Below are 14,368 nucleotides of genomic sequence, written 5' to 3' on the forward strand. Positions count from 1 at the left end.
GTTCAGCGCGGCGGCCCATCCGCTGACCGCCGCGCTCTCCCTCGTCTCCGGCGGAACCCACGCCTGAGCCGGCCATCCGGCGAGCCGACCCTCCGTCCTGTTCCGGAGGGCATCCTGTTCCGGAGGGGTTGCCGTGCCGGCGCTGACGCCCGGGGCCACCGAACCGCGGATGGTCCCGGACGCCGCGCGACCGTCCGCCGCCGGCCCCGACCCGGGGGTCCGTGGCGACGACGACACCGCGACGCGGGTGGCAGGAGCACGGCGTCAGTCCACGGCNCCCCGCCGCGTCACGGCATCCCGGACATGGTCGATGACCGAGGCGATCGGACCTACCGTCCACTGCTTGGCGGTCGAACCGGCGGCTGACGGGTGCGGATGGGTGGGAGCGAACTTCTCCGCCGTCCGAAGCCGACGGCCCATGCTTTCCAGCTGCCTGGCGTCGCGGGCCGCGTGCACCCGGGGGAACTCCTCGTTTTCCTCATGCTCGGCATGGTCGACAACGGCCCGTTCGAAGTCCGCCAGCTTCGCATCGAACTCGGCGCTACCGACATCCATCTTCTCCAGCGCCAGCAGCACGCGGGTGGCCTCGTCCTCCTCGTGGTTGCGCGCCTCGGCCACCCGGCTGTCGATCTTCTTCGTAACCGGCCGCACGACCATCTCCTCGGCGGTCTCGTGCGCGGCGAGCAACGCCCGCAGCTCGTCGAACGCCCGGCGCTTGTGCTCGCCCGCCGCCGACTTCACGTCCGCGAACAGCTCGCGGATGCGGGCGTGCTGTTCGAGCAGGACTCCCACGACGTCGTCGTGGGAGAACTGCGCCGCTCGGCCGCCGTCGAACCCAGCGTCATTGATCGGCATGATGTCCTCCTCATCACGGTCCGCCCATCGAGACCTCGATGTCGGCGTGCCCCGAGACGGCACTCGAAATCGCGCGGCATCGAGGACGCCCGACCGGCGGGGCCCAACCGGCACGTTGGGCTCGTCAACCTGCCCCGGCCGGATCGGGGTACCGAGAGTGCCCCGATCCGGCCGGGGCAGCTCGCCGCCTACCGACGTCCCCAATCAGGGCCAGTACGAAGTAGCCACCTAAACGGCCCCATGAGTAGCTCATAATTCCTAGTAACCCGTCGGCGCGATGACGGTGAGTTGATGCCTGGGAGCACCTGCGCCGTCCGGTCACGCCGCACCGGTCACGCCGACCGGCGCGTACGACGGAATAACGCCGATACCCTCCCAAAGACACGTATAGTGATAATTCCTGGCGTCCAGGCTTGAGTCGAAGCTTGAACCGAAGGCGACCGGCCGAGGCATGCCCCTCGCATCGCGGGATTCGGCCGGCGCCGTTGCCGGGAGGCAATGGCTCCCTCGGTCGGCAGGACCGGCTCGATACGATGCGCCTCGGGTCGATCATCCGACCAGCCGTGCCGGGCGGACGGATACCCCTTTTCGGCCATAGCCACAGGTCCCGCAATGGCCACAGGTCCCGCAATCTCCAGGCCTTTGGCCCCGCCGGGGCCGCTGGGCCGCTGGGCCGCTGGGCCGCCGCATCCGGCGGATGATCGGACCAGGCCGCGGTTGCGGGCCCGGGACGGGCACTCGGGCCGAGGCCCTGACCAGGAGAAGCGGTCAGCGTCTACGGCGTGTCGTGAGAAGTCCGCAACCGGTCCGGATCTGCCGCGGACGGGCCGGCGCGGCAGGTCTGGACCGGGTGGGACGCCACGCGCCGTCTCCGTCCCCGTCGCCGTGACGTTTCCGGCCCACCGCAGGGGGTGAAGAAATACCCGCACGCCGCACTCGAGGGAGACGACGGCGCTCCCACCCGGGTTCCCCGGAAATTGGCTATGTTCCGCGGCGCGAACGAATATCACCGAAGGAANTTTGCGCGCGGACTCCGCGAACGCTCCGACCGCCAGCCGGACCAGATTTCGACCCGATATCACCACGGTCGGGACACGGGCGCCGATCGGCGCTTGATCCACCGGCGGACTGGATCAACCAGCGGAAAAGGAGGACGGTACTCCTGTCCGCCGCGTACCGACAGTTCGTCCGGGACACCGGGAAAACGATCGAGAAAACGCCTGGCCGCCCTTTACGGTGCGTGGTCGCCGGGCCGGGCCGAGGACTAGAGCAGGCCGGTCTGCCCGGACCAGATCTGATTGGTTCCGCAAAGTGCTTGCCGCCCGTGGGATCGATGCGGGAGGCTTCCCATGCGCGGCGAGACGACGCGCGTTCCGTTCGAGACAAGCGCAGGTCTCCTGTTGACTCGACGCCATGGGGGGGGGTTACACCAACGGAGCGCCCATAGATGTCATCGCTACTCAGGGAAGGCGGGACTCACCCAGCGCAGCATCGGAACTTCGACGTCCCGCATTTCGTGTCGGTTCGATGTACCTGCGGTCGGCGGCCAGCCGCCGGGATCCGTCACGCCCGCACATTCCTATGACCGTGCACAGGCCGCGCCTTCTACATGTGCGTCGGGTCAATAGAAACCGCACTCCGGGAAAACCCCCATACCCCCAGTGTAAACCCCCACTCCCAGTGGGAAAACTGCCCCTGCGAAAACCAGAGATAGGTGGAGTCTGTCATGACCGAACCCGTGCAGGCCGGTACGGATGCCGGCGGCGAAGAGCCCCGGCTGAGTCTGAGCACGGCGGCCGCGCGCAATCTCGCGACGACCACCAAGTCCGTTCCGCAGATGCAGGAGATCACCTCCCGGTGGCTGCTGCGGATACTGCCATGGGTCCAGGCGTCCGGCGGCGTGTACCGGGTCAACCGCCGTCTGACCTACGTACTCGGGGACGGACTCCTCACGTTCACCACCACCGGATCCGAGGTCCGGGTCGTTCCGCGCGAACTCGGCGAGCTGCCCGCCCTGCGGGGCTTCGACGGCGAGGTGCTCGATGCGCTCGCGGACCGCTTCGCCCAACGGGAATTCGCTGCCGGAGACGTGCTGGTGGAGAGCGGTCAGGCCGCCGACCAGGTGTTCCTGATCGCGCACGGTAAGGTCGGCAGGTTCGGCCTCGGAGAGTACGGCGACGAGCGGGAACTCGGCGTACTCGCCGACGGCGAGTACTTCGGTGACGAGGCGCTGGTCGAGGAGGACCTGACCTGGGAGTTCACGGCCCGCGCACTCACCGGTACGACGGCCCTCGTCCTGTCGCGCCAGCAGTTCTCCGAACTCGCCGACTCCTCCGACGAGCTGCGGCGTCACCTCGACGAGTACCGGACCCGGCTCCAGCCCCCGAGCAACCGCCTGGGCGAAGCGGAGATCGCGATCGCCGCCGGGCACACCGGGGAACCGGACCTGCCGGGGACGTTCGTCGACTACGAACTGGCCCCCCGCGAGTACGAGCTCAGCGTCGCCCAGACCGTGCTACGCATCCACAGCCGGGTGGCGGACCTCTACAACGAACCGCACAACCAGCTGGAGCACCAGATCCGGCTCACCGTCGAGGCCCTGCGCGAACGCCAGGAGCACGAACTGGTGAACAACCCCGACTTCGGGCTGCTGCACAACGCCGACCTCCGTCAGCGTATTCACACCCGGAGCGGTCCGCCTACCCCGGATGATCTCGACGACCTGCTGAGCCGCCGACGCAGCACACATTTCCTGCTCGCCCACCCGCGGACCATCGCCGCGTTCGGCCGGGAATGCACCGCCCGTGGCATCTACCCGGCCACCGTCCTCCTCCACGACCAGCANGTGCCGGCCTGGCGTGGCGTTCCCCTGCTCCCGTTGAACAAGATTCCGATCAGCGGGACCGGTACCACGTCCATCCTCGCGCTGCGCACCGGTGAGGAGAACCAGGGGGTGATCGGCCTGCACCACGCCGGCCTGCCGGACGAATACGAGCCCGGCCTGTCCGTGAGATTCGCGGGTATCAGCGACAAGGCCATCATCTCGTACCTGGTGACCACGTACTACTCCGCGGCGGTGCTCGTCCCCGACGCGCTCGGTATCCTGGAGAACGTCGAGATCGGTCGGTGACACCCGGCCGCGCGAGCCGCTGGGACCACCCGGAACCCGCGGAATTACGCGGAATTACGCGAGATCACATGAGATCACATGAGATCACGCTGGGTTCCGGAAGGGTTCCGCGGGGCTCCGCGGCATCCCGGCCCGATCTCTCCCGGCCGCCCCGAACGTTCACTTCTCCGCTGCCACCTCGGCAGACCCGGTGCACCTTCCCCGGGGCCGGTTCCCCGGGGAAGGTGCACCGGTGCCGGATACGGATAAGGATCCGTATCCGGCCGACTTTCGGGGCCGGCCGTCCAGCCCGTGACCGAGAAGGGTTCACCAGCGGGTCATGCAGCCTTTCACGCTACCGGAGTTCTACGTGCCCTATCCGGCACGGCTCAATCCGAACCTGGAACAGGCCCGCGTGCACAGCAGGGCTTGGGCCGACGAGATGGAGATGATCGACTCTCCGCAGCACGGAACCGCGATCTGGACCGAGGCCGACTTCGACGCACACGACTACGCCCTGCTCTGTGCATACACCCANCCGGACTCCGTCAGCCGAAAACTCGATCTGGTCACCGACTGGTATGTCTGGGTTTTCTACTTCGACGACCACTTCCTGGAGCTGTACAAGCGGTCCCACGACATGGCCGGCGCCCGGGCCTACCTCGACCGCCTGCCCGCCTTCATGCCCGTCGACGGTGAGATCACCGAGACGCCGACCAACCCGGTGGAACGCGGACTCGCCGACCTGTGGACCCGGACCGTCCCGGAGCGTTCCGCCGACTGGCGGCGGCGGTTCGCGGTCAGCACCAAGAACCTGCTGGACGAGTCCCTGTGGGAACTAGCCAACATCAACGCCGGCAGGCTCGCCAACCCGATCGAATACGTCGAGATGCGGCGCAAGGTCGGCGGCGCGCCCTGGTCGGCGAACCTCGTCGAGCACGCCGCCGACGCCGAGGTGCCGGCCCAGGTCGCGGCGACCCGGCCGCTGCAGGTACTGCGGGACACCTTCGCCGACGCCGTGCACCTGCGCAACGACCTGTTCTCCTACCAGCGCGAGGTCGAAGAGGAGGGCGAGCTCAGCAACGGCGTGCTCGTCATCGAACGTTTCCTCGGCTGTGGAACCCAGGAGGCCGCCGACACGGTCAACGACCTGCTCACCTCGCGGCTGCACCAGTTCGAGCACACCGCGGTCACCGAACTGCCGGCGGTCCTCGAGGAGCACGGTGTCGACCCGGGGAGCCGGCTGGAGGTCCTGGCGTACGTGAAGGGTCTGCAGGACTGGCAGTCAGGGGGCCACGAATGGCACCTGCGCTCGAGCCGGTACATGAACCGGGCCGTGGCGCCTGAGAGCGGCGAGCTCGGCGGACTCCTCGGACTCACCGGTCTCGGTACCTCGGCGGCCCGGATTGTGCCGTCCCTCGTCACCACCACACCGCGCCGGACCCGCTCCTTCACGCACATCCCGCACCAGATCGTCGGGCCGCTGCGCCATCCCGACTTCTGCATGCCCTTCTCGACCGGGCAGAGCCCACATCTGGACGCCTCCCGCCGGGAAAACATCATCTGGGCCCGGGCGGTAGGGATGCTGGACCCGATTCCGGGCATCTGGGACGAACACAAACTGCGGGCGTTCGACTTCGCGCTGTGCTCGGCCGGAATCCATCCGGACGCGACCCTGCCGGAACTGAATCTGACGACGGACTGGCTCACCTGGGGGACCTACNCCGACGACTACTACCCGGTAATCTTCGGCCGCACCCGGGACATCCTCGGGGCCAAGGTGTGCAACGCCCGGCTGTCGGAGTTCATGCCGCTGGACTCCCCCGTCACCGCGGTGCCGGCCAACGCGTTGGAACGCGGTCTGGCCGACCTGTGGACGCGCACCACCGAGACCATGGCGCCAGGCGCGCGCGAGACGTTCCGCGGCACCGTCGAGGTTATGATCGACAGCTGGCTGTGGGAGCTGGCGAACCAGGCCCAGAATCGCATTCCCGACCCGATCGACTACATTGAGATGCGCCGGGCGACCTTCGGTTCGGATCTGACGATGAGCCTGGCCCGGCTGGCCCGGCTGGCCCAGGAACAGACCGTGCCACCCGAGATCTACCGCACCCGGCCGATCCAGGCCTTGGAGAACGCGGCCGCGGACTACGCCTGTCTCCTCAACGACGTCTTCTCCTATCAGAAGGAGATCCAGTTCGAGGGTGAGATCCACAACTGTGTCCTCGTCGTCGAGAACTTCCTCGACTGCGACCGGGAGCGTGCCCTCGCGGTGGTCAACGATCTGATGACCTCCCGGATACGCCAGTTCGAGCACATCGTGGCGCACGAGCTTCCGGCGCTGTTCGACAGCTTCGCCCTGGACGCGTCGGCGCGGCAGGCGCTGCTGGGCTACGCGCGGGAACTCCAGAACTGGCTGGCCGGGATCCTCCGCTGGCATGAGGGCACGCATCGGTACGAGGAGTCCGAACTGCGGTACCACCCAGCGGCGGGAGTACGGCCCTTCGGCGGCCCCACGGGCCTGGGCACCTCGTCCGCCCACGTCCGACCGCGTCCGACCGCGGCGGCCGGCGCGGCCGGCGCGGCCGGCGATAGTGAAATGTAGTCAGCTCGCATGCCTGGTTGGCGGTCGGACCGGCTGGCGGCCGACGGGGAACACGACGGTCGGGAACATCGTGTCGGGCAGACGCAGCAACTCGGCGAGGGCCTGGTCGTCGAAGGCCGTCACGGCGCATCCGGCCAGCCCGAGTGCGGCCGCGACCAGGTAGATGTTCTGCACGGCGATTCCCGCGTCGAGGTGCAGGGTGCGGTAATGGCGTGCCGGGTACTTCACGAGAGNCGTGTCGAGCCGGGCGACTACGACGACCGCCATGGGCGCCCGTTCGGCGAACTCGGGTTGGACCAGCACCGAACGCAACGCCGCCGTCGGCTCGCCGGACCGCAACGTCTGCAGGCAGTGGTCCTCGGCGTCGTACCGGAACACGCCGCCGGGCAGCTGCGCACCGCGCGCAATGACGAGATAGATGGACAGTGAATGCAGGCCACCTGCCGACGGCGCCATCCACATCCGGTGCTGACTGCCGTCGGGCAGTCGGACATCCCGCTGCGGACCCACCGCCCAGCGTAGGAGCGAGGAGACATTCTCGGCGGTCGGCGCCTCGGCATCGAACCGGTACCAGGACCTGCGTGCCGCGAGCACCTGGCCGAACTCGACCGGCAGGTCCGCGCGCGGTGCCGGCAGCGGAATCCGGCAGGTGGCGGCACGCAGTCCGTCGAGCATCACCTGCCGGGTCGGCGGACCATTGAGGACCTGTTGGACCCGCCGGATACGCTCCAGCGCGGTGACGTCCTCGGCCACACTCGTCCCTTCGGTTACGTCGCTAATGCGCTAATGCGGCAGCGGGAGGTCGCGCCGGGTGGTGCCCGCCGCGGCGAGTTGCCTGGCCAGCCGGGCGCCGCCGAGGAACGGAAGGCCGACAGAGGTGTTCGAGTACAGGCCGGGGGCCAAGGTGTGCACGACCCGCATGCCGGTGGGGCGCACGTCTTCGGTGGTGACGTCGACCGATGTCACCGGGTGGCCGGCGTCGGCGAGCGTGCGCGCGAGCACCGTCGGGTCGTCGACTCCGGCGTGCCGGGCGTCCCGGTCGAGGGTCTCCCAGCCGATCGTGCCGGTGAGGGCCTCGGCGAGTTCGGCCTCCAGCCGGTCCTGCAGGCGAGAGTCGAGGAAGAGCTGGAGGTGGGTGCAGTACTCGACGACGTCCGCCAGGTCGTCTCGGCAGTCGTCGAGGTACCGTCGGTCAGCTCGCCACGGCTTGAGGGGGCTGTGCGGGTTGCGTGCGGCGCGCATGTAGGGGCCGTCGGAGTCGTCGAGGTCGGCGACGAACATCTGCAGCTGGAAGGCTTCGGCAAGGGCCTTGCGCAGCGCCGGCGTGGTGGTGGTCCGGCACGCTGCTCCCATGGTCAGGTAGCCGGTCGCCGTGTCGTGCACCAGTGCGCCGACGACGACGAGGCCGAACTCGTTCGGGAATTCGACGAACCGGGTCGTCATGCTTCCGTACGCGCCCGTGGCAAGCTGCGCGATCCAGGGGGGCGGGGTGATGGCCCGCAGCGGCCGGCGGCCGTGCCACGCCATGGTCAGCGTGTCACGTTCGATCATCTGGCAGATCGCCGACCATTGCGCCGAGCGCTGGTCCATACCGGCGGCCAGGCCGGCGCTGAGGACCGGGCTGAGGTAGGGGAAGCCGCGGGCCTGGGCCTGGTGGGCGTAGGACACCCAGACGAGCTGCGCGGGTACCCAGACGGGGGTGCCAGCAAGCAGGTCGGTGCCGGACGTCCATTCCAGCTCGAGATCCTCGCGGTACTCGGTGAACGGGAAGTAGGGCCCGGCGTACTGGGCGGGTGAGTACAGCACCACCGAGCGCGGGTCAAGCACGGTGGCGCGGTCCGCCGTGAGCTCTTTGTGGGTGGCGCGGCGCAGTCCGGCGGGGACGAGGTTCCCGCAGTAGCGTTCGACGGCCTCGCCGACGGCGGGCCCGAGGGCGGCGTCGGCGTCGAGCAGGGCGTAGCCGGCTCCGGCGAAGTCACTGGCCCAGGCGGAGAACCTGGTGGTGTCGGAGAGAACGGCGGTGTACATGGTGAATTCGGGCGGCAGGGTGGCGGGAATGGCGTTGCGTTCGATCCGGCGGATGATCCCGGTTCGGGGGGCGAGGATCGCGGCGAGGTCCATGGGTGCTCCTCAGACGTGCGGGATCGGGTACGGATAAAGGGCGTCTTCGGTGATCTTTCCGGCAGCCAGGCCCAGCTGGGCGGGTACGTCGTAGAGCCGCTCGCCGCCGAGGAACGGGAAGGCCGCGGGCGGGTTGCCGTAGAGCCCGGGGACGATGACCCGCACGACGGTGAGGCCGGCCGCCCGCACGTCCGGAGTGGTGACGTCCACTGACACGGCGGACAGGCCCTGCGTCGCGAGCATGTCGAGGTAGCGTCGATGGGCTGTGCCCCCGTTGGCGTCCCCGTCGGCCCGGGGGATGTCGGCGAGCCGGGTGGTGCGGGTGTCGTCGCGGAGCCGGTCGAGGGGCCGGCCCTGCATTCGTGGATCCAGATAGAGCTGGGCGACCGCGGGCAGGTCGACGAGGTCGCGGAAATCCGGCCGGATGTCATCCGCGTACCGCCGGTCGGCGCGGTAGGGCAGGTACGTGTGCGGGGGTATCTCGCCGCGGGCGACGGCTCGCCAGTGCGCGCTGTCACCGTCCGCGAGCTCGGCGGTCAGTTCCAGCATGGCGAAGGCTTCGACGAGCGCCTTCGTCGCCGCTTCCCGCGGATCCGCCCGGCATGCCGTGCCGTACGCGATCAACCCCCGTCCCGGTTCTTCAAGGAAGGCGGCGAGCACCGGAACCGGGAACTGGCTTGGCACCTGGAACAACCGGATGGTGCGACCGGTGCCCTCTCCGTGGGCGATGTCGTACCGGTCGAGGAGCTCAGCCGCATCGGCGACGGCCCAGCCGGCGGCGCCGCTGGCCCACCAGATGGTGTTCGCGTCGCGTTCGAAGAGCTCTTCCAACGCAAAACGCTCGGCGTGCTCACGGTTCTCGCCAGTGGCGATGCCGGCGTACAGCATGGCGTGGGTGGCCACCTCGTCGGCGTGCGCGCCGCGGAAGTAGTTCAGGTAGGCCATCGACGCGGGCACCAGCACCGGACCCCCGGCGTACAGGTCGCGGCCGGGCACCCAGGCCACCGGTGTCTGGCGGGTGAAGGGCCGGAAGGGGAACCCGCGGGCGCGGTACTGCCGGTCGGAATAGAGCGCCAGGGTCGCCGGGTCGAGAGCCGGCCGCCCGGCCCTGGCGAGATCGTCGTAGCAGGCGATCTCCAGGGCGTCGGGAACGGCGTTGCCGCAGTACCGTTCCACGGCCTCCCCGACCGCGGCACGGCGCGCCCGGTCGTGATCGCCCAGGGCGGCACCGAAGCCAAACCGCTCGGCCGACCAGGTGGCGAACGCACGGGTGTCGGCGGCACGGGCGCTCCAGCCGACCCAGCAACGCGGCATGGCGGGGCTCGGCTGGTAGGGAACGATCTGGGTGAGGACGCCGAGTCGGCGGTCGACGAGACGCCGTTCGGCCGGCGCGGGGGTGGTTGATCTCACAGGTGCTCCAGCACGGGCAGGTCGACCCGGCAGCCGCGGGTTGGACCGGTGTGGATGGTCTGGGTGGCGGTCCGGGTGGCGCTGGTGGTGTACCGGTCCTGGCCGGTGTTGGGGGTGCGGGCCAGCCGCGGGAAGTCGCTGCTGGTGACCTGCAGCTCCAGCCGGCTGCCGGGGTGGAGCAGCAGGGCCGTGGCGCCGAGCGGGATCGACACCGTGGCCGCGCCGGGCCCGACGGCAGCGGCGCCGCTGGTGACCTCCAAGGCCCGGCCGTCACCGAGCCGCTCCACCAGCCGGACTATCCAGTCGGTGCCGGGGCCCGTGGTGTCTGCGGCCATCGTGACGGTGGGTGCGCCGACGATGGCAGTCGGCGTCGTCAGTGGCGGGGNCCGGNATGCCACGGCGTCGGCGCGGGCGTCCAGGGGGGCACGGTCGCAGTCCCGCGGGAGGCTGGGGAAGGGGTCGAGCGGGTCGTAGGTGAACCGGTGCTCGGCGGGCCGCTCGGGCGGGTTCGGCAGGAGTGACCCGTCAGCGCTGGCCTGCAGGCCCAGGGTGGCGGTGGACGCCGGCCACCGATCCAGCCAGCGTCCGCCCTCGACGAGGAACACCTTGGTGATCGACGCATCCCGGCCGGCCAGCACGTCAAAGATCCACGCGACCTGGAGGCGTCCCAGCGGCAGTTGCGAGGCGGGCCCGTGCNCCCNCCCNCCCGCCGAGCTGGAAGCGGGGGTCGACAGCTCGTGCCCCCACGGCCCGATCACCAGGCCCCGGGCGGGCCTGTTCGGAGCGCGGTCGCGGCCCGCGGTTTCCCACTGCCACAGCGTCTGTGGCAGGAAGAGATCGTACCAGCCGCCGATGTGCAGGGACGGCAGCGAGCAGCGGGCCAGTTCCTGCGTGCTGATGCCCTCCCCGAGGTCGTCGCCAGTACGGTCATGCGGTGCCGGGCTGTCGCCGGTCGTCAACGGAGCCGGGGCTGACAGAGCCGGGGCTGACAGAGCCGGGGCTATGGCGCTCCACCAGCGTGGCACCCGTGCCCAGAGGTGCCGGCCGAGGTCAGCTACCGGCAGGTGCCGCAGCAGGTCCGGCTCACAGCCCAGCATCTGCGCGGACAGCCCGTTCCTGCTGGTGCGGCTCTCGGCGTGCTCGGCCCACCAGCCGGCGTACTCGGCCAGCCGCAGGATCCCCGACGGGTCCACGTTGGCGGGCCGCAGACCCGCGGCGGGTACCTCGCTGATCACTGCGCGCACGAGCTCGGGAACGGTGACGGCGGCTGCCCACGCGGTGAACGAGCCGTAGGAGGCTCCGGCGAGGATCACGTTCCCANCGCACCAGGGCTGGCGGTGGACCCATTCGACCAACGCCCGGCCATCGGCGCGCTCCCCTTGATACGGGGTCCAGGTTCCGCCCGACCCATAGCGCCCCCGCACGTCCTGGGCAACGTAGGCCAGTCCGTTCCGCGCCCACCCGACGCCGTTTGCCAGCAGCGAACCGCGACCGTACGGGGTGCGAGTGACCACCGCCGGGGCGGGTAGCCGGTCGGGACGGTAGACGTCGGTCGCCAGCAGGACGCCGTCCGCCGCCGGTACGGCCTGGTTCGCGTCGATGGCGTGCATGCCCCGGCGCCTAGACCGGGTTGACCGCGAGGTTGGGAAGAGGAAGCACCGGATGCCGGCTGATCGACGCCGTGGTCGGATCGACGACGAGCTGGTNCCCCTCGCNGGGCANGGTGCTNCCCGCCGCCAGCGCCCGCAGGTCGGCGGCGAGCAGCCCCGCCAGCACCGCGGTGGCTGCCGGGGTGAACGGTGCCGGCGGCTTGACCGCGTCGGAATCGAGGTAAGCCCAGTGGGCGATCAGCTCGTCGGGGAGAGCGGCCGCGGCGAGCCGACGTCCTCTGGTGTCCCGGTAGCACGCCGTACGGCCCGGCATCGACAGGGGTCCCACGACGAACGTGTCGCCCTCGGCGTAGCAGCCGTGCCATGGCGTGTGGTGCGCCGCGCACCACTGATCGAGCCGGCACCAGTGCGAGTCCGGCAGCCACCGGGCGCAGCTGACGACGGCGTCCGAGCCGGCTACCGCGGCCTCGTCCGCCGGGCCCACGGTGCACTCGACGTCATCGATGATGTCGCCCAGGAGTTCGGTGAGCTTCCCGACGACCGGACTGTCGCCGTCGAGGTGCACCTTCCAGCCAGCCGGAACGGTCCCCGCACGCCCCGGGCCGACGAACACGCCGCGATCGGTGAGCGCGGCGGTCATGCGCTCGACGGCGGGTCGGTCCGCATCGGGCAGGGGCAGCTGGGTGGCCCCGGCCGCGACGTTCCGCACGAGGGCGAGCAGGCGGTCCTCGCCGCCAATTCGGACGAAGACGTCCCCGGGGGCGCTGTAACGCCAACTCCCGTCGGCGGCCCGGTAGAGATGGTGGCCAGGAGAGAACACGTCGGCTTTCCTCATCGGGTGTGTCGCGGTCGTGATGGGCTGGTCGTGATGGGCTGGTCGTGATGGGCTGGTCGTGATGGGCTGGTCGTGATGGGCTGGTTGCGGCCGGCAGGGGTCATGGCCGGCACGGGTCGCGCGCGGGCCGGGATGAACCCGGTAGAGACCGTGACCGTCGAGGACGTCCGAGAAACTGACGGCACCGACGGTCACGGCTTGCACTGGCTCACCAAGGTGCGCTCGGCGCCTTCAGTGAACCGGCGGCACTACTCCTCGTCGTCCCACGCGAACGGGCTCTGGACGAGCGCGTGCGTGGTCGGGTCCTGCGGGGCAGCGAGGACCGGCGCCTCGGCCAGCTCCTCGAACGAGATCTCCGCCATGCTTCACCTCCTTCGCAATAAAACGGTTTTCGTTTTCAAAAGGAACGCTAGCACGAGCGACGTGGGGATGGGCTGATATCCACACATCCGCCGGGCGGCTCGTTCGGGGGCTCATTCGGCGGCTGTCACCGCCCGGACCGCGGCGTCCGGCCCACCGGGCCCGGCCTGCGGCGGGTTGGCCGGTGCCTCGTCGGCCCTGATCAGGTCCTGAAGCCTGCCGGTGTGGCCGAGGCCTGCCATCAGGCCCGCTACCAGCGCCAGGCCGACGCCGGCCGAGGCGGTCAGCAGAGCGGCCCGGGTGCCCCAGGCATCGGCGAGGATGCCGGCGAGCACGGCACCCAGCGGCGTTCCGCCCCAGGCGATCATCCTCGCGGTGGTGTTGACCCGGGCCTGCAGGCGTAGGGGGGTGACGGCTTGCCGGACGACGATGCCGTTTAGGATGACCAGGGAGGTGCTGGCCTGCCAGAGCAGCAGGATGCCCATCCCTGGCAGCCACGCCGTGTTCAGAGACCAGCCGATCAGGGCGAGCGTGCTGGCTCCGAGCGCACCGAGTGTGATCGTTCCGGTGGGGACGTGTCGGTGCACGCGGCTGAGCAGCTGGCTGACGATCAGCGTTCCGAGCGCGGCGGCGACGTAGAGGAGACCGATCCGCGGGTCGTCGTCGGGAAGGCCGAACTGCCGTACCGCGACGACGACGACCAGGCCGGTGACCGCGCCCCCGGACAGGCTGCTGCCGGCCCCGAGCAGGGTCAGAGTCCGGATGAGGCGATGCCCCCGGATGTAACCCAGGCCCTCGGCGATGTCGCGACGGGTCCGGCTCACCCGGCTGCCAGCCGGCCCGCTCCGGTCGGCCCTGCTCCGGTCGGCTGCGGCCGGCACGGCCCAGCGCGCCCGGGAGAGCAGGATGGCACCGACCAGGTAGCTGAGCGCATCGAGGGCGAGCACACTGGCTGCGCCCACCGTGGCCGCGGCCACCCCGCCGACGGCCGGCCCGACCAGGTTGACAACGGTGCTCACCGACACCATCGCCCCGGTCGCCGCGGCCACCGCGTCCCGTCCCACGATCGCCGGGACTGCGCCGAAGCTGGCCGCATCGAAGAACACGAAGACCGATGCGACAAGCACCGCGGAGATCAGCAGATGGGGTGTGGTGAGGACACCCGCCCAGTTGGCCACGGGGATGCTGGCCATCGTCAGGCCGCTGAGGCAACTGGTGACCACCATCGTGCGCCGGTGATCCCAGCGGTCGACCAGGGCACCAGCGGGCAGTCCGAGCACGAGGTAGGGCACCGCTTCGAGACCGACCAGCACGCCCGCGAGCGTGCCGCTCCCGGTGCGCTGGAAAAGCAGCACCGGGAGCGCGACGAGCGTCATCGCCGAACCCGCCCAGGAGACAGCCCGGCTCGCCAGGAAAAGCCGGAAGGCGGGTACCGTACTCATCTCAGGTTGTTACTCATCTCA

Annotated in this window: 10 protein-coding genes; 2 read left to right on the forward strand and 8 right to left on the reverse strand. The window is 70.1% G+C overall.

The features are described from left to right. Nucleotides 1-264: 264 nt before the first annotated feature. Complete coding sequence (locus CED_RS15235) at nucleotides 265-855, reverse strand: hemerythrin domain-containing protein (RefSeq protein WP_011438583.1); 591 nt, start codon at nucleotides 853-855, stop codon at nucleotides 265-267. 1,726 nt (nucleotides 856-2,581) lie between these two features. On the opposite strand from CED_RS15235, the gene CED_RS15240 reads away from it, so the two are divergent. Together CED_RS15240 and CED_RS15245 are read left to right on the forward strand one after the other, a co-directional pair. After that, complete coding sequence (locus CED_RS15240) at nucleotides 2,582-3,985, forward strand: family 2B encapsulin nanocompartment shell protein (RefSeq protein ID WP_035911690.1); 1,404 nt, start codon at nucleotides 2,582-2,584, stop codon at nucleotides 3,983-3,985. Nucleotides 3,986-4,304: 319 nt separating this feature from the next. Beyond that, nucleotides 4,305-6,569 carry a family 2 encapsulin nanocompartment cargo protein terpene cyclase gene (locus CED_RS15245; protein ID WP_035911693.1) on the forward strand — a complete coding sequence of 755 codons (2,265 nt, stop codon included), beginning with the start codon at nucleotides 4,305-4,307 and terminating at the stop codon, nucleotides 6,567-6,569. Here the strand turns inward: CED_RS15245 and CED_RS15250 are convergent, their stop codons facing one another. The 7 genes from CED_RS15250 to CED_RS15275 form a co-directional block, all read right to left on the reverse strand. Further along, nucleotides 6,570-7,322 carry a SagB family peptide dehydrogenase gene (locus CED_RS15250; RefSeq protein ID WP_035911695.1) on the reverse strand — a complete coding sequence of 251 codons (753 nt, stop codon included), beginning with the start codon at nucleotides 7,320-7,322 and terminating at the stop codon, nucleotides 6,570-6,572. It lies immediately after the preceding gene. 30 nt (nucleotides 7,323-7,352) lie between these two features. Continuing rightward, nucleotides 7,353-8,690, reverse strand: coding sequence for a YcaO-like family protein (locus CED_RS15255; protein WP_035911697.1), 1,338 nt, complete (start codon nucleotides 8,688-8,690; stop codon nucleotides 7,353-7,355). A gap of 9 nt (nucleotides 8,691-8,699) precedes the next feature. Then, the gene (locus CED_RS15260; RefSeq protein WP_011438589.1) at nucleotides 8,700-10,100 is read right to left on the reverse strand and encodes a YcaO-like family protein; all 1,401 of its coding nucleotides are present in this window, start codon (nucleotides 10,098-10,100) and stop codon (nucleotides 8,700-8,702) included. Continuing rightward, nucleotides 10,097-11,710 (reverse strand): CocE/NonD family hydrolase, encoded by a 1,614-nt coding sequence (locus tag CED_RS15265; RefSeq protein ID WP_035911700.1) that lies wholly within the window; start codon nucleotides 11,708-11,710, stop codon nucleotides 10,097-10,099. The genes CED_RS15260 and CED_RS15265 overlap by 4 nt, the downstream gene beginning before the upstream one ends. Nucleotides 11,711-11,720: 10 nt before the next feature. Beyond that, the gene (locus CED_RS15270; protein WP_235187098.1) at nucleotides 11,721-12,740 is read right to left on the reverse strand and encodes a TOMM precursor leader peptide-binding protein; all 1,020 of its coding nucleotides are present in this window, start codon (nucleotides 12,738-12,740) and stop codon (nucleotides 11,721-11,723) included. A 53-nt stretch (nucleotides 12,741-12,793) separates the two neighbouring features. Next, on the reverse strand, nucleotides 12,794-12,907 hold the full coding sequence (locus CED_RS25790) for a streptamidine-related RiPP repeat protein (protein WP_023840694.1): 114 nt from the start codon (nucleotides 12,905-12,907) through the stop codon (nucleotides 12,794-12,796). 111 nt (nucleotides 12,908-13,018) lie between these two features. Continuing rightward, entirely contained in the window at nucleotides 13,019-14,347 is a 1,329-nt protein-coding gene (locus CED_RS15275) for an MFS transporter (protein ID WP_083282201.1), read from the reverse strand. Nucleotides 14,348-14,368 lie beyond the last annotated feature (21 nt).

This window comes from Frankia sp. CeD, assembly GCF_000732115.1.
Lineage (GTDB): Bacteria > Actinomycetota > Actinomycetes > Frankiales > Frankiaceae > Frankia > Frankia casuarinae.